Genomic DNA, 23,104 nt, shown 5'->3' with positions numbered 1-23,104 from the left:
ATGACACAACCGCTGTTAGCTATTGAAAATTTATCGGTAGGTTTTCGCCAACAGGAGACCGTGCGCACCGTGGTCAGTACCCTCTCACTGAGGGTTGATGCCGGGCAAACTCTGGCGCTGGTGGGCGAGTCCGGTTCAGGTAAAAGCGTGACCGCGCTTTCTATTCTACGGTTATTACCAACCCCTCCCGCAGTCTACCTTTCCGGTGACATCCGTTTTCATGGCGAATCATTGCTTCATGCCGATGAGCAGACGCTTCGCGGCGTTCGTGGGAATAAAATCGCCATGATTTTCCAGGAGCCAATGGTGTCGCTAAACCCGCTTCACAACCTTGAAAAACAGCTGTATGAAGTGCTGTCGCTGCATCGGGGAATGCGTCGGGAGGCCGCGCGGGCAGAAATACTGACCTGTCTGGATCGGGTCGGCATCCGTCAGGCGGCCAAACGTCTCGCAGACTATCCGCACCAACTGTCCGGCGGCGAACGCCAGCGCGTAATGATCGCCATGGCGCTGCTTACGCGACCGGAGCTGCTTATTGCCGATGAACCGACCACCGCGCTGGATGTATCCGTACAGGCGCAAATCCTACAGCTGCTGCGGGAGCTACAGCGCGAGCTGAACATGGGATTACTGTTTATCACCCACAACCTCAGCATTGTGAAAAAACTGGCCGATACCGTTGCGGTGATGCAAAACGGCCAGTGCGTTGAGCAAAATCGAGCAGCACAGCTGCTCACTGCGCCAACGCATCCCTACACGCAGAAATTGTTAAACAGCGAACCTTCCGGCGATCCGGTGCCTGTACCTGCCGGGCAAGCTCCATTGCTGGAAGTGGAAAAACTCTGCGTCGCCTTCCCCATCCGTAAAGGTATCCTGAAGCGCGTGGTGGACCATAACGTTGTGGTTAACAACGTCAGTTTTTCCCTCCGACCCGGTGAAACGCTGGGCCTGGTCGGGGAGTCAGGATCGGGGAAAAGCACTACCGGGCTGGCGCTACTGAGGTTAATCACCTCACAGGGAAGCATTGTGTTCGATGGCCTGGCGCTGCATACCTTAAATCGCCGCCAGCTGTTACCGGTACGTCACCGCATTCAGGTCGTTTTTCAGGATCCCAACTCCTCGCTGAACCCGCGCCTGAGCGTGCTACAGATTATTGAGGAGGGACTGCGCGTTCATCAGCCAACCCTGTCAGCCGAGCAGCGCGAAGCGCAGGTGAAAGCGGTAATGGCGGAAGTGGGACTGGATAGCGAAACGCGGCATCGTTACCCGGCGGAGTTTTCAGGCGGTCAACGTCAACGCATAGCCATTGCCAGAGCCTTGATTCTCAAGCCTTCCCTGATCATTCTGGATGAACCAACATCGTCGCTCGACAGAACCGTACAGGCGCAAATCCTGACGTTATTAAAGTCTTTACAGGAAAAGCATCGCCTGGCTTATATCTTTATCAGCCATGATTTGCACGTAGTACGCGCGTTATGCCATCAGGTTATTGTGCTAAGGCAGGGAGAGGTCGTGGAGCAAGGACAATGCGAGCACGTATTTAATGCGCCACAGCAGGCATATACGCGTCAGCTGCTCGCGCTAAGCTGACGCTCAAAACGGATTGTTATTTGAAAACGGCTCTGCGATGGCCACGCCGAAATTTTTCAGTCTGCAGGTCGCGGCAAATTCATCCTGACGATTCACAAACAGGCACGGCTCCCCTTCGCATTCCAACACGGAACAAGGTACCTCAATGTCGCTGAGGGCCTGGCTGAGTTTATGCATGACTGACCACGCGCTGTCACCATCAGGGCTAAGCAATTTGAGCGCCACCAGGCTGTTCTCATTGCTCTGACCGTTTTGCGGAATCGGTTCAACCTTTGAACCTGCGAAACCCACCGACCAACGATAGCACTGTGGCAGACGATGAACGATTGAGAGTTGTAATGTCATCACTTTCTTTCCCTGGAAGTACAATCACTTCACAATTATTTTACATCAATATTAACACATCATTGACAATACGTCTTTAAACAGTTCGTAAACGTTTACACCCTGACTTTATGCCACTTTCCGAACCAAATATTTAAATTTATTCAACGGTTCTGGCATATTTCCGCGCTATATGTACTCGTTTCTGCGATCTAACTCAACCTTTTTAACTACAATGATGTGACTTTTTACATAAATTGATTTTACATAAAATAAACATAAACGGGGAAATTGATAGATTTTCGGTTGATGTACATCAACTCTGGAGGCCCTATCGCCCCCAGGTTGTGTAATAGATCACCGTTTTTTGGCGCGGCTGGCGTAGAGATAGAAGAGAATTGAGCAGGTAGCGCAAAATGCTATCGACCAGATCATCGGCCAGGCCGAGTTAAAAGTCGCCAGTGACAGCAGCGCCCCAACGATGGCGCCAATGCCAAAACGGAACGTCCCTGCCAGCGATGACGCCGTTCCCGCCATATGCGGAAATTCATCCAGAATGACTGCCATGGCGTTGGATGACACCATCGACACGCAGCCAACAAACGCCGCAACGCCCACCACCAGCGCCCAGAAACCAACCCCGAACAGCGCGCTAAAGACCATCCAGCCCGCCATCACGAATTGGATCCACAGGCCAGTACGGAACATATTCAACGCCCCAACCCGACGAACAAAGCGGCTGTTGATGATGGTCATCACGAACAGGAAAACAATGTTCAGAGCGAAGTAATAGCCGAAATGCTGCGGTGAAACGTGGTTAATCTCAATGTAAACAAAAGGTCCGGCGCTCAGGAACGAGAACATCCCGGCAAAACTAAACCCACTGGCCAGCATATAGCTCAGTACACGCTTGTGGCGAAACAGCGAGGCAAAGTTGCCGAGAGTAGTACGCAAGCGAAACGGCTGGCGGCGCTCAACTGGCAAGGTCTCTTTGATAAGCGTAAAGATCATCACCGACGCCAGAATAGCCGCCACGGCGAGGATCCAAAAGATGTAGTGCCAGCTCAGCCATACCAATACCCAGCCGCCCACGATGGGTGCCAGTAAGGGTGCAATTGTCGTGACCAGCATGACAAATGACATCATGCGCGAAAACTCTTCCTTCGGATAGATATCGCGCATCAGGGCGTTGATAACCACGCTCGCCGCAGCCGCAGCCAGACCATGGAAGAAACGCATCACGATCAGTTGATCGATAGTTTGTGCCAGCGCACAGGCAACTGCCGCCGCCGCAAACACCAGCGTCCCGCCCAGAATCACCGGCTTGCGCCCAATGCTGTCAGCCATTGGACCATAGAGTAACTGCCCCACCGCGAACCCAAGAATATAGGTACTGAGGGTCATCTGCGCGCTACCTGCAGGCACACCAAACTGTTCAGAGATAACAGGTAGTGCCGGAAGATACATATCAATCGACAACGGCATCAGCATGGCTAACAAGCCAAGGATAAAGACAATGGCAATTGACGAGTTCTGCCGGGTGGTCACATTTAGCTCCTGAAATTAACGCGGGGTTAAGTTAACGCTGGCGATTTCTTCTTCGGTCAATGGACGGTATTCACCCGGCTCCAGATCCTCATCAAGCTTGATGTCACCAATCCGTTCACGGTGCAGTTCAACAACGTGGTTACCGACGGCGGCAAACATACGTTTAACCTGATGATAGCGCCCTTCGCTGATGGTCAATCGCACCTGAGTTGGCGTAATAACCTCCAGCACGGCCGGTTTGGTCAGGTCTTTCTCATTATGCAGTTGTACGCCATGGGCAAACTGTTCGGCGGTGTCATCTGCCACCGGCGACTCCAGCGTCACCAGATAGGTTTTCTCACAATGGTGACGTGGCGAAGTGATGCGATGCGACCACTGTCCGTCATCGGTCATCAGCACCAGTCCGGTGGTGTCGATATCCAGGCGCCCTGCCGCATGCAGTTTGTAGGCAACCGGCTCATCAAGGAAATAGAGCACTGTCGGGTGATCCGGGTCATCCGTTGAGCAAACATAACCCTGAGGTTTATTCAGCATAAAATAGCGCGGGCCATTTTGTTGAATCAGGGAATTGCCGTCATATTCTACGTCGTGTTCTGGCAGCAGCTTAAAGGCACTGTTTTTGACGATTTCACCGTCGACGGTAACGCGGTTAGCACGGATCTCACGCCCGGCAATAGCGCGGCTGACGCCGAGTTGCTGAGCGATAAATTTATCAAGTCGCATGAGTGTGATTTTTGCCTGTAAAAAACAAGAAGCGGGATTGCGCCCGAAAAGTGGGACGATTATCCGCCCAGTATAGCGGCGTTACACCATCCCTCAAGGGAAATGATTCATGGCATACTATACATTGTTGCTGCTTACCTTAATGAGCCCATGATTTTTACTCTTCGCCCGTACCAAAAAGAAGCCGTGGATGCCACGCTCAACCATTTCCGCCACCATCGCACGCCAGCGGTTATCGTCCTGCCAACCGGTGCGGGAAAAAGCCTGGTGATTGCTGAACTGGCCCGCGTGGCGCGTGGTCGCGTGCTGATACTGGCGCACGTTAAAGAACTGGTCGCGCAAAACCATGGCAAATATCGCGCGTTGGGGCTGGAAGCCGATATTTTTGCCGCAGGACTGAAGCGTAAAGAGAGCCACGGGAAAGTGGTATTTGGCAGCGTACAGTCGGTGGCGCGTAATCTTGACGCCTTTCAGGGAGAATTCTCGCTGCTTATCGTCGATGAATGTCACCGTATTGGTGATGACGACGAGAGTCAATATCAGCAAATCCTCACTCACCTGACCAAAGTAAATCCCCACTTACGCCTGCTCGGGCTTACTGCCACTCCTTTTCGTTTGGGCAAAGGCTGGATTTATCACTTTCATTATCACGGTATGGTGCGCGGCGATGAAAAAGCGCTGTTTCGTGACTGCATTTATGAATTACCGTTGCGTTACATGATTAAACACGGCTACCTGACGCCGCCAGAACGCCTCGACATGCCGGTAGTGCAGTATGACTTCAGCCGCCTGCAGGCGCAGAGTAACGGCCTGTTTAGCGAAACGGATCTGAATCAGGAACTGAAAAAGCAGCAGCGAATAACGCCGCATATCATCAGCCAGATTGTCGAGTTTGCCCAGACGCGCAAAGGGGTGATGATTTTCGCCGCCACAGTGGAGCACGCCAAAGAAATTCTGGGCCTGCTGCCTGCTGACGATGCCGCGCTAATCACCGGAGACACGCCTGGTGCAGAGCGTGATGTGCTGATTGAAGAGTTCAAAGCCCAGCGCTTTCGCTATCTGGTGAATGTGTCGGTCCTGACCACTGGCTTCGATGCCCCGCACGTCGACCTTATCGCCATTCTGCGCCCGACGGAGTCAGTTAGCCTTTACCAACAAATTGTCGGTCGCGGCCTGCGCCTGGCACCGGGTAAAACCGACTGTCTGATCCTCGATTATGCCGGTAACCCGCACGATCTTTACGCGCCGGAAGTGGGGGCGCCGAAAGGGAAAAGCGATAACGTTCCGGTGCAGGTGTTCTGTCCCACCTGCGGGTTTGCAAACACCTTCTGGGGCAAAACAACGGCAGACGGCACGCTGATTGAACACTTTGGCCGCCGCTGTCAGGGGTGGTTTGAAGATGATGACGGCCATCGCGAACAGTGCGATTTTCGTTTTCGTTTTAAAAACTGCCCACAATGCAACGCGGAAAATGATATCGCCGCCCGCCGTTGTCGGGAGTGCGACACGGTGCTGGTTGACCCGGATGACATGCTGAAAGCCGCGCTCAGGCTCAAAGATGCGCTGGTCCTGCGCTGTAGCGGCATGGTGTTACAAAACGGCCAGGATGAAAAAGGCGAATGGCTAAAAATCACCTATTACGATGAAGATGGTGCCGACGTTAGCGAACGCTTTCGCCTGCATACTCCCGCGCAACGTACGGCTTTCGAGCAACTGTTTATTCGCCCGCACACCCGAACGCCCGGCATTCCCTTACGCTGGATAACCGCCGCCGATATCCTCGCCCAGCAGGCGCTGTTACGTCATCCTGATTTCGTGGTGGCGCGCATGAAAGGTCAGTACTGGCAGGTCCGTGAAAAGGTCTTCGATTATGAAGGACGCTATCGTCGGGCACATGAATTACGCGGTTAATCGTACTTTTGATTGATGTACCAGCCGTTTAAGTATAGAATCTCGCCCGCTTTTGCATACGCAAAGCAGATCACTTACCTGTTGCTGGGTCGCCTGTAGCAGGAATTATTAAAGAGAGATTTAAATGTTTACTATCAACGCTGAAGTACGTAAAGAGCAGGGTAAGGGTGCGAGCCGCCGCCTGCGTGCCGCTAACAAGTTCCCGGCAATCATCTATGGTGGCGCAGAAGCCCCGGTTGCTATCGAACTGGATCACGATGCAGTTATGAACATGCAAGCTAAAGCTGAATTCTACAGCGAAGTTCTGACCATCGTTGTTGACGGTAAAGAAGTGAAAGTTAAAGCTCAGGCAGTACAGCGTCACCCGTTCAAGCCGAAGCTGGCACACATCGACTTCGTTCGCGCGTAATCGCTTACAAGTTGAAGAAAAACCCCGCCTCGGCGGGGTTTTTTTATGGGATTTTGTTGGCGGTAAAGATGAATCACGCAAGCCGGATAAGGCGTTAACGCACCCATCCGGCAAACGGCTTTATTTCCCGCCCGAGGTACGACGCTGTAGCTGATCGCGCAGATTCGGCGGCGTACCTTTGATGGTCAAAGTATCTGTGGCTGGATCCCAGAAAATACGCTCACCCAGTAACATGGCGTCGAAGTTGATGGTTAACCCGCCGCCGCTTCCGGCAAATTTGGTTAACTGGCGCAGCGTGCTGCGATCCGCCGGGAAGCTCTCTTCCAGCTCGTAGCCTTTATCAGCGGTAAATTCGCTGAAGCTGACTTCACTGACGCCGGAAAGCTCTTTGGACAGCGACTCCAACTCGATCTCTTCACCGGCCTGTAGTTGCTCGTTGCAGTAGCTGTACACCTGCTGACGCACGTTCTGGCGTTCTGCTTTATCGAGTTGCGCCTCGGCGGTAAAGTCATCGACCGCCTGCAACAGGCCGCGGTTTTGCGCTTTGGCGTTAAGCCCCTCGCTGGCGCCCAGGAAGTCCATAAAGAAATCGGCGACTTTGCGCCCTACCCGCCCTTTCAGGAACGTCAGATAGCGCGTGGACTCCGGGTTGGTTTCCCACTCGGTTAAATCAATACGCGCCACGATATCCGCATGATTGATATCCAGATAGTGCGTCGGGTTGATATCCAGATTTTCATTGACGCGCATACTGCTTAAATTGTTCAGCACGGCGACCAGCAGATACTCTACCGCCAGATAGCGGTAATGGCAGAACAGGACAATGCCGCCATCGGCAAAAGGATATTTCGCCAGTTCGTCCCGCAAGCGCCCTGTCGCTGCACGACTAAAGGCCAGAAAATCCTCTTCGCCCTGACGCTGTAAACGCAGCGTTTGCGCCAGTTCACTCTCTGCGCTAAACAGGCCATAAGCTTTATTCTTGGCGCTGTACACCCGATGCAACTCAGCCATCATATCGACAACGGTCGCTGTCGGTTCCAGTAATGAATCGCGCAAGACCAGCTCAAGGTTCTGCTCGTCACGTTTGATAAGCTGGTGCAGGGCAATCTGGTTGATATCCAGACTCATGATAAACTCTCCTTTTAGACCGGGCGGTATTCAACCACCTGCCGGGCAGTGACGCAATAGAAGATAAAAAAGCAGAAAAAAAACTGTCTGTACGGTAATATGTTGCCCTTTCATGAACAGACTGATTTCGATTTATGCCACAAATTTCCCGCTATAGTGACGAACACGTTGAACAACTGCTGAATGAGATGCTCAACGTACTGGAAAAACATAAGGCGCCAACCGACCTTTCCCTGATGGTACTGGGAAATATGGTGACTAACCTTATCAACACAAGCATCGCACCGGCCCAGCGCCAGGCGATTGCCAACTCTTTTGCCCGCGCATTGCAGTCTTCGGTAAACGACGACCAAGCGCATTAAGAGCCTGCTCCGGGGAAACGAACAACAGTTTATGGTAACTCATCGTCAACGCTACCGTGAGAAAGTCTCCCAGATGGTTAGCTGGGGGCACTGGTTTGCCTTGTTCAACATTCTGTTGGCCATGGTGCTCGGTAGCCGTTACCTGTTTGTCGCCGACTGGCCGACAACCCTTGCAGGTCGTGTTTATTCCTACCTGAGCGTTGTCGGGCATTTTAGCTTTCTGGTGTTCGCCACCTATCTGCTGATCCTGTTTCCCCTGACGTTTATCGTCATGTCCCAGAGGCTGATGCGATTCTTATCAGCTATTCTGGCGACGGCTGGCATGACGCTGTTGCTAATCGACAGCGAAGTTTTTACCCGCTTCCACCTGCATCTCAATCCGATCGTCTGGGAACTGGTCATCAACCCAGACCAGAATGAAGCGGCGCGTGACTGGCAACTGATGTTTATCAGCGTACCGGTTATTCTGTTAATTGAAATGCTGTTTGCAACCTGGAGCTGGCAAAAGCTGCGCAGCCTGACGCGTCGTCGCCATTTTGCCAAACCGTTAGCAGCATTCTTCTTCGTTTCCTTTATCGCCTCGCACGTGGTGTATATCTGGGCGGATGCCAATTTTTATCGCCCGATTACCATGCAGCGTGCGAATCTGCCGCTCTCCTACCCGATGACGGCACGTAAATTCCTGGAAAAACATGGCCTGCTGGATGCGCAAGAGTATCAGCGTCGCCTGATCGAACAGGGCAATCCGGAAGCGGTTTCCGTGCAGTACCCGCTCAGCGAACTGCGCTATCGCGATATGGGCACCGGTCAGAACGTGCTGCTGATTACCGTCGACGGTCTGAACTACTCACGCTTTGAAAAACAGATGCCTGCGCTGGCTGTATTCGCCGGGCAGAATATCTCGTTTACGCGTCACATGAGCTCAGGCAACACCACGGATAACGGCATCTTTGGCCTGTTCTATGGTGTCTCGCCAAGCTACATGGACGGCATTTTGTCGACCCGTACGCCTGCGGCGCTGATTACTGCACTGAACCAGCAGGGTTACCAGTTAGGGCTATTCTCCTCGGATGGCTTTACCAGCCCGCTGTATCGCCAGGCGCTGCTGTCAGACTTCTCCATGCCAAGCGTACAAACGCAATCTGACGAACAAACCGCAAGCCAGTGGATTAACTGGCTGGGACGCTACGCGCAGGAAGATAACCGCTGGTTCTCGTGGGTCTCCTTTAACGGGACGAACCTTGATAACAGCAACCAGAAGAACTTTGCCAAACGCTATGCCAGCGCCGCTCAGGATGTGGATGCCAATATTAACCGTATTCTTAGTGCCCTGCGCGACTCCGGTAAACTGAACAACACGGTGGTGATTATTACCGCAGGTCGGGGCGTGCCGCTGACTCAGGAAGAGAACAATTTTGCCTGGTCGCGCGGTCATCTGCAGGTTCCGCTGGTTATTCACTGGCCGGGAACGCCTGCCCAACGCATCAATAGCCTGACCGATCATACAGACCTGATGACAACGCTCATGCAGCGCCTGCTGCACGTCAGCACGCCTGCTAACGAATACTCGCAGGGGCAGGATCTGTTCAATGCAAACCGCCGCCATTACTGGGTTACCGCCGCCGACGGCAGCACGATGGCAGTTACGACGCCAGAGATGACGCTGGTGCTGAACAACAACGGTAATTATCAGACCTATGATTTACGCGGCGAAAAAATAAAAGATCAGAAACCGCAGCTAAGCCTGCTGCTACAGGTTCTGACGGATGAGAAACGATTTATTGCTAACTGATTAATTATAAATCACTTAGCGATGCTTCCCCTTGCATTCGCAGCGGAAAGCAGTAGTATTAGCAGCCATAGCGTCGGCACGTAGCGCAGCCTGGTAGCGCACCGTCATGGGGTGTCGGGGGTCGGAGGTTCAAATCCTCTCGTGCCGACCAAAAATCCCAGAAAAACCAACCTTCATGGTTGGTTTTTTTATGCCCGCGATTCCACGTTCCTTATTATTACCCCGGCCTTTAGCACAGGTTTTACTACTTACCCATGCACAAATTGGGGTAAAATTTACCCTCTCATCAGCGCGATGAAACTAGACGAGTGATGCGCTGAAAACAATAATGATACTAATAAAAACTCAGGAGAATAGTATGCCTGAAGCAACGCCTTTTCGGGTGCTGATTGTCGACGACCACCCACTAATGCGGCGAGGAATTAGTCAATTATTGCAACTGGATCCCGCATTTAACGTAGTCGCGGAAGCAGGCGACGGTGCCAGCGCTATCGATCTGGCTAACCGTCTGGACCTGGATGTGATCCTGCTGGATCTCAATATGAAAGGCATGAGCGGACTGGACACCCTGAACGCGCTGCGCCGGGATGGCGTCACCGCGCAAATTATTATTCTTACCGTCTCGGATGCAGCCAGCGATGTGTACGCCTTAATTGATGCCGGCGCGGATGGTTATTTACTCAAAGACAGCGATCCTGAAGTCTTGCTGGAGGCCATTCGCAGCGGCGCCAAAGGCGGTAAAGCTTTTAGCACACGCGTCAGCGAATATCTGCGCGAACGCGACCTGTTCGGCGCACAAGAAGATCCCTTCAGCATTCTCACCGAACGTGAACTGGATGTATTGCATGAACTGGCTCAGGGGCTGTCGAACAAACAGATTGCGTCAGTGCTGAATATTTCCGAACAGACCGTGAAAGTGCATATTCGCAACCTGCTGCGCAAACTCAATGTGCGCTCTCGCGTTGCTGCCACTATCCTGTTTTTACAAACGCGTGGAATGCAGTAATCCATGAAGAGGCCGGATAGCCCCGATATGCGAAGCGCTATCGGGGCTATTCTGGATACTTATTTCTCCTGCGGCGTTAGCTGCTCCATCGCCTGCTTAATGCTCCGTTCTATTACCGCCCGACGGGTATCGTTGGCAGGTAATAGTTTCAGCATCATCTCCCACGCCGCAACCGCCTCGCCGAAGCGCTGCTGTTCAAAGGCGTTGAAAGCGTACATGCTGAGAACTCGCACGTTGGCATGTTCGCCACGCACCAGTTGGCGTAACAGCTCCCCTCCCCGACGGTTATCATCAGGATCGGAAGAACGGGTCAGCGCTTCCGCATAGCCCAGCGCCGCATCGCTGTTTTTAGGATCCAGTCGATAGGCATTGGCATAGGCTTCAGTGGCCGTACTGGCGTTACCGAGAACCATGCCAATGCGTCCAAGCATGATCCAGCCTTCAACATTTGCGGGATCGGCTTGTAAACGTGTGCGCAGCCCCAGCGCCAGACGCGCCATATCTTCTTCATTGAGCGGTTCCGCTTTCGGATCCAATGCCCGCTCCAGCAACGCCGGAGCCTGAGCAGTGGCCTGCTGCCAGACCTGAACCTGCTTATAGCTGCCGGTTTGGTAATAGCTTACTGCGCCAACCACCAGCGCCACCACGATACCAGGCACAAACAACCCGAATCCACCGCGCTTGCCATTCGGAATAACATCGTCAGGAAACGCTTCCTGTTTCACCCGAACGCGTCGGCGAGTACGGGCGAAAATAATCCAGCCCCCCAGACCAATCGCTACCACCGGCATCACCCACAGCAGCACGGTAAGCGGCGTTAACGGCGGATCGTACGTGACGAAGTTGCCGTAGCGCGCCACCATGTAATCGACAATTTCTTTCTGGCTTTTTCCTTCCTGCATCAGTTCGTACACTTTCTGACGCAGGTCGGTGGCAATCATCGAGTTAGAATCGGCAATGCTGTTGTTCTGGCATTTAGGACAACGCAGTTGCTCAGTAAGCTGGCGGAACTGCTGCTCCTGCGCTTCGTCCTTAAACTGCATCACGTCGATAGTCGCAAGCGCGGATCCCGAGATAACCAGCATTAGCAGGCCCAGTAAAAATCTCATTGCGCAGCCTCCTTACTGTACTTGTCCCATAACGGTTTGATTTCGCTCTCCCACACCCGGGCGTTCAGATCGCCGGCATGGCGATAGCGAATAATGCCTTTGCCGTCGATCAGGAACGTCTCAGGAGCACCGTACACGCCAAGATCCAGACCGAGCATACCGTCGCCGTCAAACAGACTTAATGAGTAAGGATTACCCAGCTCTTTCAGCCAGACAATGGCTTTCTGACGATCATCTTTATAGTTCAGACCCACTACCCGCACGCCTTGCGCAGACAGCTGATTCAGATACTGATGCTCGGCGCGACAGGTCGGGCACCAGGTCGCCCAGACGTTCAGCAATACCGGTTTGCCCTGCGTCAGTACATCGGCCTGATAGTGCTGACCCGGATTTTCCAGTGACTCCAGGCGGAATGTTGGAACAGGTTTGCCGATCAGCGCCGATTCCAGATTAGTGGGATCGTCCCCCTGAGCGTTACGCGCGAGCTGCCACAACAGCGCCGCCGCAATGATGAGAAAAATAATAAACGGAATTAACAGTGCGTTGCGCTTCATACAGCCTCCGACGCATTTTTTTGCACCGCGGCGCGAGGACGCGTCCGCTGGCGATAGCGTGGATCAAACAGGCAGAACAACCCGCCCAGCGCCATCAGCAATCCTCCGGCCCAAATCCAGCGAATAAACGGTTTGTAGTACAGGCGTACAGCCCATGCGCCATTATCCAGTTCTTCACCCAGCGCAGCGTACAGATCGCGCGTGAATCCACCGTCAATTGCCGCTTCGGTCATCATCGAACTGGTGCTGTTATAGAAGCGTTTTTCCGCATGCAGCGTGGCTTCCGGCTTACCGTCTCGGGTAACGCCAATAATGGCAACGCCGCCCCGGTAGTTTGGCCCGGTAATATCTTTCACTTCGCGGAAAGTGAACTGATAGTTATGGATACTAACGCTATCACCCGCTTTCATGCGCACATCGCGTTCAACGCTGTAGTTCTGGCTAAAGGCAATACCAACAATGGTAATCGCCAGCCCAACGTGACCCGATACCATGCCCCAGTAGCTTGGCGTCAGCTTTGTCCCACGGGAAATACGCAGGAACGCTTCGGACATCGCCAGTACGAATATCCAGCACGCCATCGCCAGCCCCACCACTGTCATGGCGGCAATGCGATCCTCAAGCAGCCACGGCAGCAGCAGCGACAGAACAAGGGTGGTGACAAACGCGATAAGCAATAACGTTTTCAGTTTACGCGGTCGGTCACGGCCCCAGCGCACTAATGGCCCAATCCCCAACAACAGTGCGAACGGCGCCATCAGCCAGGTGAACATGGTGTTGAAAAACGGCTCGCCAATCGAAATGCTGCCCAGTCCCAGCTGTTTGTGCACCAGCGGCAGCAGCGTGCCCAGTAGCACCACCAGCATGGCGGCAATCAGCAGGACGTTATTCCCCAGCAGCAGCGATTCACGCGACCACAGCGCGTTGTTCACCCGTGAGCGAACCTTGTGACCGCGCACCGCAAACAGCAGCAGGGAGCCGCCAATTACCAGCACCATAAAGGCCAGAATAAACATCCCGCGCGACGGATCGGAGGCGAAAGCATGCACCGACACCAGTACGCCGGAGCGCACCAGGAAAGTACCTAACAGACAAAGTGAGAATGCGCAGATTGACAGCAACAGCGTCCAGGCTTTAAAGCTGGCGCGCTGTTCGGTTACCGACAGCGAGTGCATCAGCGCCGTTCCCACCAGCCATGGCATAAACGAGGCGTTTTCAACCGGATCCCAGAACCACCAGCCGCCCCAGCCCAGCTCGTAATAGGCCCAGGCCGAACCGAGCACAATGCCCAGCGTCAGAAACACCCACGCGGCCAGCGTCCACGGACGCGAAAAACGGGCGAATGTGCTGTCCAGTCGTCCACTCATCAGCGCAGCAATCGCAAACGCAAAAGCGACCGAGAAGCCGACATACCCCATGTACAGCAGCGGCGGATGGAAAATCAGCCCCGGATCCTGCAACAGCGGGTTCAGGTCACGTCCTTCAATCGGGAAGTTCGGCAACGTGCGGGCAAACGGGTTGGAGGTAAACAGAATAAACAGCAGGAAACCGACGCTGACCATTCCCATGACCGCCAGCACGCGGGCGACGATATCCAGCGGCATGCGCTGGCTGAACGCCGCAACGGCGAACGTCCAGCCGCTCATCAGCAGCACCCACAGCAGCAACGAGCCTTCATGCGCCCCCCACGTCGCCGCCACCCGATACCAGACCGGAAGCTGGGTATTGGAGTTGCTGGCGACGTAGGTCACGGTAAAGTCATTAACCACGAAGGCGTTGACCAGAATCAGGAACGCCCCCATCACACAGATAAACAGTACCCAGGCAAAGGGACGCGCGGAGGCCATCATCCGCACGTCGCCGCGCGCTACGCCCCACAGCGGATAGACCGACAGCAGTAATGCAACGCCAAGCGCAAGGCACAACAGCGCATTGCCAATTTCAGGCATCATGACGTTTTATCCTTATAAACACTTTCCGGGCGACGGTGGTTTTCCTGCATCGCTTTTTCGACTTCCGGCGGGGTGTAATTTTCATCATGTTTAGCAAGCACTTCTTTGGCCTGCACATGATTTCCCCCGTCCAGTTCGCCCTGAACGACGACGCCCTGCCCTTCGCGGAACAGATCCGGCAGAATGCCTTCATAGGTGACATCCACCACACCTTCGGCGTCATAGATGCTGAAATTCACCTTCAGCGACTGCGGATCGCGCTTTACGCTGCCAGGCATTACCATACCGCCCACGCGCAGGCGCTGGCCGACTTCAGGCATTTGCTGCGTTTCGCGCTTACCGTAGAGTATCTCTCCCGGCGTATAGAACAGATCGATATTGGAACGCAGCGCGTAGAGCACCAGCGAAATGGTCAAAGCCAGACCTGCCAGGACCGCGCAGGCTATCCATAACCGATTTTTACGTCGAATATTCACGCCGCCTCCCGTTGCACTTGCGCCGCGCGCATGCGCGCTTCTCTCGCCCGCTGCTGCGCGACACCGCGTAAGATTGCACGATGCTGTAACGCAGAATGCAGCACCAGCGCCACCAGCGGGACAATGCTCATCGCCACAGCCAGCCAGACATACAAGGCGTAACCGCCCATCGCGAAAAAATCACTCCATGATGCAAATGCAGGGGTCATTGGCGGCCTCTTTTTAAGATCAGTTCGCTCACCCACGGGCGGCGTTTTTCCATCATCAAAATCAGGTTACGCATGCGCATCAGCGCCAGCGTGACAAACAGTAACAGGTAGCCGACGATCGCCAGACGCAGCGGCGCGCGCATTGCCGGATCGATACTCTGCTGCATACGGGTCGACCCCTGATGCAGCGTATTCCACCACTCAACCGAGTAGTGAATAATCGGCAAGTTGACCACGCCAATCAGCACCAGAATGCCGGCAGCGCGACCAGCCAGACGGCGGTCGTCAAAGGCATGCCACAGCGCAATGGCGCCGACGTAGAGAAACAGCAGCACCAGTTCAGAGGTGAGTCGGGCATCCCAGACCCACCAGGTGCCCCACATCGGTTTGCCCCATGCAGAGCCCGTCACCAGCGCAATAAAGGTAAACACGGCACCAATGGGCGCCATCGCGGCCAGCGCCAGATTGGCCATTTTCATCTGCCAGACCAGGCCAATAAACGCGGCAACGGCCATCGATGCATAAATACCCATCGACCAAATTGCCGCCGGAACGTGCAGATAAATAATGCGATAGCTCTGCCCCTGCTGATAATCCGCAGGCGCGAAGCCAAAGCCCCAGATCAACCCGGTTATCAGTACCACCGCGCTGGCAATCGCCAGCCACGGGATAAACCAGCCGCAGATCTGATAGAGCCGAGGAGGCATCGCCAATTGATGAAGTGTTTTCCACATAGTTCAGTCACCAGACTCCGTAAATTAATATCCGTTGTGCCGGGGCGCCTTGCCCGGCCTGCATATCTCAACTGCGCTACTGCACGCTGATCCGTAACGCCGCAGCTGTGGCAAACGGGCTTAGCGTGGCGCTGCCGACCAGCAACGCGCCCAGAATCGCCATGTACCCTTCAACCGGTAAGTGCATGGAAGCCGCATCCATCGCCGCGGTCGCAAAAATCAGTAAGGGTATGGTGAGCGGAAGTACCAGCACGCTTAACAGCACGCCGCCGCGCTTTAAGCCCACCGTCAACCCCACGCCCGGCGCGCCGAGGAAGCCCAGCGTCGGCGTCCCGAGTAACAAGGTCAGCGCCATAATTTTCCAGCCGTACATATCCATGCCCAGCAGCAACGCCACCAGCGGCGAGAGGATCAGCAGCGGCAGGCCGGTCACGACCCAGTGCGCCATCACTTTCGCCAGCACCACTGCCGGCAGCGGCAACGGCAGCAGCATCAGTTGCTCAAGGCTGCCGTCCTGCAGATCATCACGAAACAGGCGCTCCAGCGCCAGCAACGACGCCAGCAACGCCGCAACCCAGATGATGCCCGGTGCAATACGCGCCAGCAGTTGCGGCTCCGGCCCAATGCTCAGCGGGAACAGCGTAATAACAATCAGGAAGAACCATAAAGGATTGGCGATTTCCGCACTATGACGAAACGCAACTCGTAGTTCTAAACGGAAGATTCGCCACATCATTGCGTTGCCCTCTCGCTGGTCAGCGCAATACGTCGCACTTTATCGGTCTCGACATTGAGCGGTTGGTGGGTGGTGAGAATAACAATACCGCCCTGCTCCGTATGCTGCGCCATACGCTGAGTCAGTCGCTCAACGCCGTTCACATCAATGGCGGTAAAGGGTTCGTCGAGGATCCACAGCCGGGCGCGGGTCAGCCACAAACGGGCCAGCGCCACGCGCCGCTGTTGTCCGGCGGAGAGTTGATTCACCGGGATGTCTTCATATCCGGCAAGCCCCGCCTGCGCCAGCGCAGCCAGACACTGTGCGACGTCGCCGTCATGGTGAAAGAAACGCAGGTTTTCCAACGCCGAAAGCCGGGTTTTTATCCCCGGCTGATGTCCGATCCACAGCAGTTGTTGATGGTAGCTGTCCCGCACGTGATGCAGCGGTTGCTCTTGCCAGCAAACCTCCCCTGCGTCTGGACGCGCCAGCCCGGTAAGTAACCGCAGCAAAGTGGTTTTCCCTGCGCCGTTGCTGCCGGTAATTTGTACCCATTCCCCTGCGTTGACGCGAAATGACAAATCGCTGAACAGTATTCTGTCATCCCGCTCGCAAAGTAATTCTCTGGCTTCAAGCATACCTGGTTATCTACATCCTGTTAAAATCCCGGTTTGACTTCGCGCATATCAGGCAGTTTGTGCGCTATCCCTTTATGACAGTCAATACAGGTTTGCCCGTCTTTCACGGCCTGGTCGTGCATTTTGGCCGCAACGCCTTTCTGGGCGGTTAAATCCATAAACTCGAAGTTGTGACAGTTTCGACACTCTTGCGAATTGTTATCTTTCATACGCCGCCACTCATTTTGCGCCATCGTTAAACGATGGTCTTCAAATTTCTGCGGTGTATCTATCAGCCCCAGTGCTTTCGCGTACAGCTCTTTACTGGCCTTGATCTTACGAATCATTTTCGGACCCCACTCATGTGGGACGTGGCAATCAGGGCAAGTCGCTCGCACACCACTACGGTTGTTGTAGTGTACGGTTTCCATGTATTCCTGGTACACCGTATTGCGCATTTCGTGACAGCTAATGCAGAACTCTTCTGTATTGGCCTTTTCCATACCGGTATTAAAGCCGCCCCAGAAAATAATGCCGCCCACAAAGCCGATTAACAACAGCGTGCCGAGCGCCAGACGGCTGGGGCGACGCCACCATTGCCAGACGCGCTTAATCCAGCCTGGTTTACGGTTAGAATTTTCCATAATGACCTCTTATTTCCCGTAACCTTTCGAGGGGGTGAAGGTATTTTCAACAATCGGCGCGGCGTCAGCCTGCGGAACGTGACATTGCAGGCAGAAATAACGACGCGGCGCGACTTCAGCCAATACCTTACCGTCGCTGTCCATAAAGTGCGTCGGACTGATGCGCGGCGCACCGGTGGTGCGATAGCTTTCCACACCGTGACATTGCAGGCAGCGGTTAGTGTTAGTCGTCACCTGATACCCTTCAACGCTGTGCGGAACCATCGGCGGCTGATTCACATAGTTCAGCGGCATACGCACTTGCTCTTTCGGCATGCGAATCGCCCCTTCTTGTGTCCCTGAGACTTCCGGTGACTGACTCAGATCCACTCCGTTTGCAGCCCAAACGGCCCCACTGACTACCAGGGCCAGCGCAGCCGTCCATTGACTCAGCGCTTTAATCAGGTCATGGCTTTTCATGATTTCGCTCCCGAACTCCATCGTGTTGTTATTGTAAAAACATCCTCAGAACAGACATCCACACAGCGACCGCAGGCCATGCAATCGCGGCTGGTTACCTGCACCGGACTTTGCTCATCCAGCACCGGCGCACGTAGCACATGCGGTTCCGGGCAAACATGAAAACAATCCATACAGCGGTTACATCTGTTACGTTCTTTTGCCGAAACGGTTAATGCACCTTTACTCCCCACCACGCTATACAGCGCACCCAGTGGGCAAAGATGCCCGCACCAGCCATGCTCAACGACCAGTAGATCAAATAAAAACAGCGCGAGGATCAGCAGCGCCCCGCTGCCAAATCCCATGACCAGGCTCCGTCCGAGCAGAGAGACTGGGTTTATCCACTCCCACAGCAGCGTACCGGTCAGCGCGGAACCGACCAGGATAACCACCAGCAGGACGTACCGTATATGGCGCGGCAGGGTTGCAGACTGATTCAGGTCAAACCTTCTGCGCAACCAACTGGCTAAATCGGTGACAGGGTTCATGGGACAAACCCAACTGCAAAACAGTCGCTTACCCGCCAGGGCATACAGCACCGTGATGATGACCGCCCCCGTTAACGCAACCGTCGCCGGCAGGTGCCCGCTGGCAAGGCTTTGCAGGGTAATCAGCGGATCGGTGAACGGGATGGAGTCCAGCAACAGGCTGCTACTGTAATTGCCATGCAGGATCCAGACGCCAAGCCACGGGCCGCTAAGGAACATCGCCAGTATCAGAAACTGGCTCAGACGACGCAGCACCAGCCAGCGATGACTCTTCCACCATCCTTTTTTTGCCTGCGCTTCACGCCCGGCGTCACGTTTACGATTTGCCATTGTTCCCCTCCAGCCAACCGAAGCGGTAATGGTGTCCTAACTCCCCTTTCGCCAGCGACAGGGGCAGAACTTTTATTGCTGGCTGCTCCAGGACGCAGACTTTTTCGCATTTCCCGCAGCCGGTGCAGGCATCGCTGTGTACGGTCGGAATAAACCGCGCATGCTTGCCGGTACGCATGTTGCGGTCCAGCTCCAGGGTGATAGCCTCATCGATTTTCGGGCATTCGCGATAGCAAACGTCGCAGCGTAATCCCTGATAGTTGAGGCAGTTTTCGTGATCCAGCAGTACCGCCAGCCCCATGCGTGAATCGTCAATAGATTCAATGTCCCTGTCCAACGCGCCGCTGGGGCAAACTTTGGCGCACGGAATGTCTTCACACATTTCGCAGGGAATATCACGCGCGACAAAATACGGCGTACCGGCAGCCAGCCCTGAGGCAAGCGTCGCCAGCTTCAGCGTGTCATACGGGCAGGCCTGAACGCACTGACCACAGCGCACGCAGGCACTGGCGAATGCCTCCTCGCTCAGTGCGCCTGGCGGGCGTAGCCGCACGCCGGTTGCACGTGCGGTTTGCTGTTGCAACCCCAGCGCCACGCCAACGACGGCCAGTCCGCCCGCTGCGCGAACCATATCGCGCAGAAAGCGGCGGCGGCCATTTTGGGGTTTTGCTGACCGGGACATAAGGCGTTACACCTTCGCCAGTTTCACAGCGCACTTCTTGAAATCCGTCTCTTTGGAGAGCGGATCCGTCGCATCCAGCGTCAGGTTGTTCACCAGCTGTGCGGCGTCGAAGAACGGCATGTAGACCAGCCCCTGCGGTGGACGGTTACGCCCGCGCGTTTCAACTATCGAGATAACTTCACCACGACGGGAAACCACTTTGACTTTGTCGCCACGGCGCAGATCGCGTGCTTTTGCATCCAGCGGATGGATAAACAGCACAGCTTCCGGGAAAGCACGGTGCAGCTCAGGTACGCGACGCGTCATGCTGCCGGTATGCCAGTGCTCCAGCACACGTCCGGTAGACAGCCACAGGTCGTACTCTTTATCCGGCGCTTCTGCGGCAGGTTCAAATGGCAGCGCGAAGATGACCGCTTTGCCGTCCGGCTTACCGTAGAACTTGTAGCTTTCACCCGCTTTCACGTAAGGGTCGTTGCCTTCGCTGTAGCGCCACTGGGTCTCTTTGTCCTCAACGACCGGCCAGCGTAAACCGCGCGCTTTGTGGTAATCGTCAAATGGCGCAAGGTCATGCCCGTGACCGCGGCCAAACCAGGCGTACTCTTCGAACAGCCCTTTTTGCAGATAGAAACCCAGCTCGCGGGATTCATCGTTCAGTTGATCTTCTGCCAGTTCAGCCACCGGGAATTTCGTCACTGCAGGCGTGGCAAACAGTACGTCATACAGCGTTTTGCCGCGCAGTTCCGGTTTCTGCGCCAACAGCGCTTCCGGCCACACTTCTTCTGTTTTGAAGCGACGAGAGAACTGCACCAGTTGCCACAGATCCGATTTCGATTCACCCGGCGCTTTAATCTGCTGACGCCAGAACTGTGTACGACGTTCCGCGTTACCGTAAGCACCTTCTTTCTCTACCCACATCGCGGTCGGCAGGATCAGGTCGGCCGACAGAGCGCTGACCGTCGGGTACGGATCGGAGACGATGATGAAGTTGCGCGGATCGCGCCAGCCCGGCATACGCTCTTCGTTGATGTTCGGACCGGCCTGCATGTTGTTGGTACACATCGCCCAGTAGACATTGAGCTTGCCATCTTTCAGCGCACGGTCTTGCGCCACGGCATGCAGACCGATTTTTGCCGGAATGGTCCCCGCCGGAATATTCCAGTGCTTCTCACAGATATCGCGGTGTTTTTCGTTCGTAACCACCATGTCCGCAGGCAGACGGTGGGAGAACGTACCGACTTCACGCGCGGTACCGCAGGCGGAAGGCTGACCGGTCAAAGAGAACGGACCGCAGCCTGGCTGGGAGATTTTACCGGTCAACAGGTGCAGGTTATAGACCAGGTTGTTGGCCCACACGCCGCGGGTATGCTGGTTGAAGCCCATCGTCCAGTAGGAGATGACTTTTTTCTTCGGATCGGCATACAGCTGCGCCAGCTGTTCCAGCTGATCTTTCGGTACGCCGGTCATTTCGGCGGTTTTATCCAGCGTGTACTCGGCAACAAAGGCTTTGTAATCCTCAAAGCTCATCGGCTCAGAGGCATCGGATCCCGGGTTTTTCGCCGCTTTTTCCAGCGGGTGGGTTGGACGCAGACCGTAGCCGATGTCCGTCACGCCTTTACGCAGATTAACGTGCTTGCTAAAGAAATCCTGGTTGATCGCATTGTTTTGAATGATGTAGTTAGCGATGTAGTTGAGGATCACCAGATCGGTTTGCGGCGTGAAGACCATGCCGTTATCCGCCAGCTCAAAGCTGCGGTGCTGGAAGGTGGAGAGCACCGCGACATTAACATTGGGATCAGACAGACGACGGTTGGTGATGCGCGACCACAGGATCGGGTGCATCTCCGCCATATTCGCGCCCCACAGGACGAAAGCATCTGCATGCTCGATATCGTCATAGCAGCCCATCGGTTCATCCATACCGAAGGTACGCATAAAGCCGACTACCGCTGACGCCATGCAGTGACGCGCGTTCGGGTCGATGTTATTCGAACGGAAACCCGCTTTAAACAATTTGGCAGCGGCATAACCTTCCCAAATCGTCCACTGACCCGAGCCGAACATACCGATAGACTCCGGGCCTTTCTCTTTCAGGGACGTTTTGAATTTCTCTTCCATCACGTCAAAGGCTTGGTCCCAGCTAATCGGGGTGAACTCGCCTTCTTTGTGATACTTACCGTCCTTCATGCGCAGCATCGGCTGCGTTAAACGGTCTTTTCCGTACATGATTTTCGGCAGGAAGTAACCTTTGATGCAGTTAAGCCCACGGTTAACCGGCGCATCCGGATCGCCCTGGCATGCCACAACACGCCCTTGCTGCGTCCCGACCAATACGCCACAGCCCGTCCCGCAAAAACGGCACGGGGCTTTGTCCCATTTGATGGCTTCTTGCTGACCGACTACCGCACGGGCTACGCCCGGCACGCTTAACCCGGCAGCCGCCGCAGCGGCCGCAACGGCGTTAGCTTTCATAAAGCTACGACGACTGAGTTTCATGGTGTTTCCTCACCTTGCTCATCCTGCTGGTGATAAACCAGCGACACCGCCAGCACGCCCGCAACGTTGCGCACTGACTCAATAGTTTTCATTAACGTCTCGCTGTGCTCAGCTTCCACCACCACGATCAGTTGACCGCTTTCCACATCGCTGAGTGCAACTTCGCAACCTGGGAACGAACGCAACTGCGTGGCGATATCATTGATATGCTGACTTTTGGCCTGAACGACCAGGCTGCAGACCTGCCAGTTATTGTCCATGGTTGTACTCCGCGTTAATGGCTGATACCGGGCAGATAGCGACACATGCGCCACATCCGTTACAGTCCTGATTGTCGAGCTGCGGCTGATAAATGCCGGACAGCGTGGGACGAAAGGTTATGGCCATGGGTTCACAGCTATCCTGACAGCGATGACATTCAACGGACTGATGTGCGAGACAGTTTTCCCCAATCGTAAAATTCAGATCCCATGCCCTGGTGTGGCGCGGAAGAAAAAGGGATTCAGAACAGGCCTCTGCGCAGGCATAGCAAAAGCTACACTCGCCGTGTTTGAAATTTACGCTCGGATAACCGCCCTGGCCTCGCTGCAGGATGTCGGTTTCACACGCCTGGATGCAGGCGTCACAACGAAGGCAATGGGCCAGAAAGTGAGAGTCTTCCTTGCTCCAGGGCGGACGGATCCCTGAGTTGGCGTTTCGCCAACTGCCTGTCAACATGCCTCGACGGGATAAATCAACCATGACATTGTCCTTCCATAATGACGCCCTCCCCTGGTGGGTTGAACGACATAAAAACTGCACTATTTA

Annotated in this window: 25 protein-coding genes and 1 tRNA gene; 7 read left to right on the top strand and 19 right to left on the bottom strand. The window is 54.7% G+C overall.

What is annotated here, in order from left to right:
* Nucleotides 1-1,590 (top strand): microcin C ABC transporter ATP-binding protein YejF, encoded by a 1,590-nt coding sequence (gene yejF / locus OGV75_RS20930; RefSeq protein WP_286481130.1) that lies wholly within the window; start codon nucleotides 1-3, stop codon nucleotides 1,588-1,590.
* 3 nt (nucleotides 1,591-1,593) lie between these two features.
* Here yejF and OGV75_RS20925 read toward each other — a convergent pair whose 3' ends face one another.
* From OGV75_RS20925 to rsuA, 3 genes are all read right to left on the bottom strand, one after another.
* Nucleotides 1,594-1,938, bottom strand: coding sequence for a YejG family protein (locus OGV75_RS20925; protein ID WP_029139605.1), 345 nt, complete (start codon nucleotides 1,936-1,938; stop codon nucleotides 1,594-1,596).
* A gap of 333 nt (nucleotides 1,939-2,271) precedes the next feature.
* Nucleotides 2,272-3,462 (bottom strand): Bcr/CflA family multidrug efflux MFS transporter, encoded by a 1,191-nt coding sequence (locus OGV75_RS20920; protein WP_016153755.1) that lies wholly within the window; start codon nucleotides 3,460-3,462, stop codon nucleotides 2,272-2,274.
* A gap of 15 nt (nucleotides 3,463-3,477) precedes the next feature.
* Complete coding sequence (gene rsuA, locus OGV75_RS20915; protein WP_016153756.1) at nucleotides 3,478-4,185, bottom strand: 16S rRNA pseudouridine(516) synthase RsuA; 708 nt, start codon at nucleotides 4,183-4,185, stop codon at nucleotides 3,478-3,480.
* 150 nt (nucleotides 4,186-4,335) lie between these two features.
* On the opposite strand from rsuA, the gene radD reads away from it, so the two are divergent.
* Entirely contained in the window at nucleotides 4,336-6,096 is a 1,761-nt protein-coding gene (gene radD, locus OGV75_RS20910) for a DNA repair helicase RadD (RefSeq protein ID WP_080858944.1), read from the top strand.
* Between the two features lie 124 nt (nucleotides 6,097-6,220).
* Nucleotides 6,221-6,505, top strand: a complete 285-nt coding sequence (gene rplY / locus OGV75_RS20905) for a 50S ribosomal protein L25 (protein ID WP_016153758.1) — start codon at nucleotides 6,221-6,223, stop codon at nucleotides 6,503-6,505.
* 120 nt (nucleotides 6,506-6,625) lie between these two features.
* Here the strand turns inward: rplY and yejK are convergent, their stop codons facing one another.
* Entirely contained in the window at nucleotides 6,626-7,633 is a 1,008-nt protein-coding gene (gene yejK / locus OGV75_RS20900; protein ID WP_016157002.1) for a nucleoid-associated protein YejK, read from the bottom strand.
* Between the two features lie 134 nt (nucleotides 7,634-7,767).
* On the opposite strand from yejK, the gene OGV75_RS20895 reads away from it, so the two are divergent.
* From OGV75_RS20895 to narP, 4 genes are all read left to right on the top strand, one after another.
* A complete protein-coding gene (locus OGV75_RS20895) occupies nucleotides 7,768-7,995 on the top strand; it encodes a YejL family protein (RefSeq protein WP_003027506.1) in 228 nt (75 codons plus the stop codon).
* Nucleotides 7,996-8,026: 31 nt separating this feature from the next.
* The gene (gene yejM / locus OGV75_RS20890) at nucleotides 8,027-9,787 is read left to right on the top strand and encodes an LPS biosynthesis-modulating metalloenzyme YejM (protein ID WP_047359192.1); all 1,761 of its coding nucleotides are present in this window, start codon (nucleotides 8,027-8,029) and stop codon (nucleotides 9,785-9,787) included.
* Between the two features lie 74 nt (nucleotides 9,788-9,861).
* A tRNA-Pro gene (locus tag OGV75_RS20885) sits at nucleotides 9,862-9,938 on the top strand.
* Nucleotides 9,939-10,145: 207 nt separating this feature from the next.
* Entirely contained in the window at nucleotides 10,146-10,793 is a 648-nt protein-coding gene (gene narP, locus OGV75_RS20880; RefSeq protein WP_016153764.1) for a nitrate/nitrite response regulator protein NarP, read from the top strand.
* Nucleotides 10,794-10,852: 59 nt separating this feature from the next.
* On the opposite strand, the gene OGV75_RS20875 is transcribed toward narP, so the two are convergent.
* The 15 genes from OGV75_RS20875 to napF all read right to left on the bottom strand — a co-directional run bounded on the left by OGV75_RS20875 (nucleotide 10,853) and on the right by napF (nucleotide 23,038).
* On the bottom strand, nucleotides 10,853-11,902 hold the full coding sequence (locus tag OGV75_RS20875; RefSeq protein ID WP_016153765.1) for a cytochrome c-type biogenesis protein CcmH: 1,050 nt from the start codon (nucleotides 11,900-11,902) through the stop codon (nucleotides 10,853-10,855).
* Nucleotides 11,899-12,456, bottom strand: coding sequence for a thiol:disulfide interchange protein DsbE (gene dsbE, locus OGV75_RS20870; RefSeq protein ID WP_003834613.1), 558 nt, complete (start codon nucleotides 12,454-12,456; stop codon nucleotides 11,899-11,901). The genes OGV75_RS20875 and dsbE overlap by 4 nt, the downstream gene beginning before the upstream one ends.
* Nucleotides 12,453-14,408: a heme lyase CcmF/NrfE family subunit gene (locus OGV75_RS20865; RefSeq protein ID WP_016153766.1), complete on the bottom strand. Its 1,956-nt coding sequence runs from the start codon at nucleotides 14,406-14,408 to the stop codon at nucleotides 12,453-12,455. The genes dsbE and OGV75_RS20865 overlap by 4 nt, the downstream gene beginning before the upstream one ends.
* Nucleotides 14,405-14,884 (bottom strand): cytochrome c maturation protein CcmE, encoded by a 480-nt coding sequence (gene ccmE, locus OGV75_RS20860; protein ID WP_016153767.1) that lies wholly within the window; start codon nucleotides 14,882-14,884, stop codon nucleotides 14,405-14,407. The genes OGV75_RS20865 and ccmE overlap by 4 nt, the downstream gene beginning before the upstream one ends.
* Nucleotides 14,881-15,093, bottom strand: a complete 213-nt coding sequence (ccmD, locus tag OGV75_RS20855) for a heme exporter protein CcmD (RefSeq protein WP_016153768.1) — start codon at nucleotides 15,091-15,093, stop codon at nucleotides 14,881-14,883. The genes ccmE and ccmD overlap by 4 nt, the downstream gene beginning before the upstream one ends.
* Entirely contained in the window at nucleotides 15,090-15,827 is a 738-nt protein-coding gene (locus OGV75_RS20850; RefSeq protein ID WP_016153769.1) for a heme ABC transporter permease, read from the bottom strand. Before OGV75_RS20850 ends, ccmD begins: the two co-directional genes overlap by 4 nt.
* 76 nt (nucleotides 15,828-15,903) lie before the next feature.
* Nucleotides 15,904-16,563 carry a heme exporter protein CcmB gene (ccmB, locus tag OGV75_RS20845; protein WP_003027542.1) on the bottom strand — a complete coding sequence of 220 codons (660 nt, stop codon included), beginning with the start codon at nucleotides 16,561-16,563 and terminating at the stop codon, nucleotides 15,904-15,906.
* Entirely contained in the window at nucleotides 16,560-17,180 is a 621-nt protein-coding gene (gene ccmA, locus OGV75_RS20840; RefSeq protein ID WP_016153771.1) for a cytochrome c biogenesis heme-transporting ATPase CcmA, read from the bottom strand. The genes ccmB and ccmA overlap by 4 nt, the downstream gene beginning before the upstream one ends.
* A 20-nt stretch (nucleotides 17,181-17,200) precedes the next feature.
* Nucleotides 17,201-17,803, bottom strand: coding sequence for a cytochrome c-type protein NapC (napC, locus tag OGV75_RS20835; RefSeq protein ID WP_003027548.1), 603 nt, complete (start codon nucleotides 17,801-17,803; stop codon nucleotides 17,201-17,203).
* 9 nt (nucleotides 17,804-17,812) lie between these two features.
* Entirely contained in the window at nucleotides 17,813-18,262 is a 450-nt protein-coding gene (gene napB / locus OGV75_RS20830; protein WP_016153772.1) for a nitrate reductase cytochrome c-type subunit, read from the bottom strand.
* Nucleotides 18,259-19,122, bottom strand: a complete 864-nt coding sequence (gene napH / locus OGV75_RS20825; protein WP_019077252.1) for a quinol dehydrogenase ferredoxin subunit NapH — start codon at nucleotides 19,120-19,122, stop codon at nucleotides 18,259-18,261. The genes napB and napH overlap by 4 nt, the downstream gene beginning before the upstream one ends.
* Nucleotides 19,109-19,804 carry a ferredoxin-type protein NapG gene (gene napG, locus OGV75_RS20820; protein ID WP_016153774.1) on the bottom strand — a complete coding sequence of 232 codons (696 nt, stop codon included), beginning with the start codon at nucleotides 19,802-19,804 and terminating at the stop codon, nucleotides 19,109-19,111. The genes napH and napG overlap by 14 nt, the downstream gene beginning before the upstream one ends.
* 6 nt (nucleotides 19,805-19,810) lie before the next feature.
* On the bottom strand, nucleotides 19,811-22,297 hold the full coding sequence (napA, locus tag OGV75_RS20815) for a nitrate reductase catalytic subunit NapA (RefSeq protein ID WP_286481129.1): 2,487 nt from the start codon (nucleotides 22,295-22,297) through the stop codon (nucleotides 19,811-19,813).
* On the bottom strand, nucleotides 22,294-22,557 hold the full coding sequence (gene napD / locus OGV75_RS20810; RefSeq protein ID WP_016153776.1) for a chaperone NapD: 264 nt from the start codon (nucleotides 22,555-22,557) through the stop codon (nucleotides 22,294-22,296). The genes napA and napD overlap by 4 nt, the downstream gene beginning before the upstream one ends.
* Complete coding sequence (gene napF / locus OGV75_RS20805) at nucleotides 22,547-23,038, bottom strand: ferredoxin-type protein NapF (RefSeq protein ID WP_016157008.1); 492 nt, start codon at nucleotides 23,036-23,038, stop codon at nucleotides 22,547-22,549. Before napF ends, napD begins: the two co-directional genes overlap by 11 nt.
* Between the last annotated feature and the right edge of the window lie 66 nt (nucleotides 23,039-23,104).

Origin of the sequence: Citrobacter sp. Cb028, assembly GCF_030336705.1 — a bacterium.
Lineage (GTDB): Bacteria > Pseudomonadota > Gammaproteobacteria > Enterobacterales > Enterobacteriaceae > Citrobacter > Citrobacter braakii.
The sequence above is the reverse complement of the archived record's forward strand: the minus strand, read 5'-3'. Positions and strand labels throughout refer to the sequence as shown.

Excerpts from the sequence above, each read along its gene's own strand:
- yejF (WP_286481130.1), top strand. The coding sequence starts at position 1 with ATGACACAACCGCTGTTAGCTATTGAAAATTTATCGGTAGGTTTTCGC.
- rsuA (WP_016153756.1), bottom strand. The coding sequence starts at position 4,185 with ATGCGACTTGATAAATTTATCGCTCAGCAACTCGGCGTCAGCCGCGCT.
- radD (WP_080858944.1), top strand. The coding sequence starts at position 4,336 with ATGATTTTTACTCTTCGCCCGTACCAAAAAGAAGCCGTGGATGCCACG.
- rplY (WP_016153758.1), top strand. The coding sequence starts at position 6,221 with ATGTTTACTATCAACGCTGAAGTACGTAAAGAGCAGGGTAAGGGTGCG.
- yejK (WP_016157002.1), bottom strand. The coding sequence starts at position 7,633 with ATGAGTCTGGATATCAACCAGATTGCCCTGCACCAGCTTATCAAACGT.
- OGV75_RS20895 (WP_003027506.1), top strand. The coding sequence starts at position 7,768 with ATGCCACAAATTTCCCGCTATAGTGACGAACACGTTGAACAACTGCTG.
- yejM (WP_047359192.1), top strand. The coding sequence starts at position 8,027 with ATGGTAACTCATCGTCAACGCTACCGTGAGAAAGTCTCCCAGATGGTT.
- narP (WP_016153764.1), top strand. The coding sequence starts at position 10,146 with ATGCCTGAAGCAACGCCTTTTCGGGTGCTGATTGTCGACGACCACCCA.
- OGV75_RS20875 (WP_016153765.1), bottom strand. The coding sequence starts at position 11,902 with ATGAGATTTTTACTGGGCCTGCTAATGCTGGTTATCTCGGGATCCGCG.
- dsbE (WP_003834613.1), bottom strand. The coding sequence starts at position 12,456 with ATGAAGCGCAACGCACTGTTAATTCCGTTTATTATTTTTCTCATCATT.
- OGV75_RS20865 (WP_016153766.1), bottom strand. The coding sequence starts at position 14,408 with ATGATGCCTGAAATTGGCAATGCGCTGTTGTGCCTTGCGCTTGGCGTT.
- ccmD (WP_016153768.1), bottom strand. The coding sequence starts at position 15,093 with ATGACCCCTGCATTTGCATCATGGAGTGATTTTTTCGCGATGGGCGGT.
- OGV75_RS20850 (WP_016153769.1), bottom strand. The coding sequence starts at position 15,827 with ATGTGGAAAACACTTCATCAATTGGCGATGCCTCCTCGGCTCTATCAG.
- ccmB (WP_003027542.1), bottom strand. The coding sequence starts at position 16,563 with ATGATGTGGCGAATCTTCCGTTTAGAACTACGAGTTGCGTTTCGTCAT.
- ccmA (WP_016153771.1), bottom strand. The coding sequence starts at position 17,180 with ATGCTTGAAGCCAGAGAATTACTTTGCGAGCGGGATGACAGAATACTG.
- napC (WP_003027548.1), bottom strand. The coding sequence starts at position 17,803 with ATGGAAAATTCTAACCGTAAACCAGGCTGGATTAAGCGCGTCTGGCAA.
- napB (WP_016153772.1), bottom strand. The coding sequence starts at position 18,262 with ATGAAAAGCCATGACCTGATTAAAGCGCTGAGTCAATGGACGGCTGCG.
- napH (WP_019077252.1), bottom strand. The coding sequence starts at position 19,122 with ATGGCAAATCGTAAACGTGACGCCGGGCGTGAAGCGCAGGCAAAAAAA.
- napG (WP_016153774.1), bottom strand. The coding sequence starts at position 19,804 with ATGTCCCGGTCAGCAAAACCCCAAAATGGCCGCCGCCGCTTTCTGCGC.
- napA (WP_286481129.1), bottom strand. The coding sequence starts at position 22,297 with ATGAAACTCAGTCGTCGTAGCTTTATGAAAGCTAACGCCGTTGCGGCC.
- napD (WP_016153776.1), bottom strand. The coding sequence starts at position 22,557 with ATGGACAATAACTGGCAGGTCTGCAGCCTGGTCGTTCAGGCCAAAAGT.
- napF (WP_016157008.1), bottom strand. The coding sequence starts at position 23,038 with ATGGTTGATTTATCCCGTCGAGGCATGTTGACAGGCAGTTGGCGAAAC.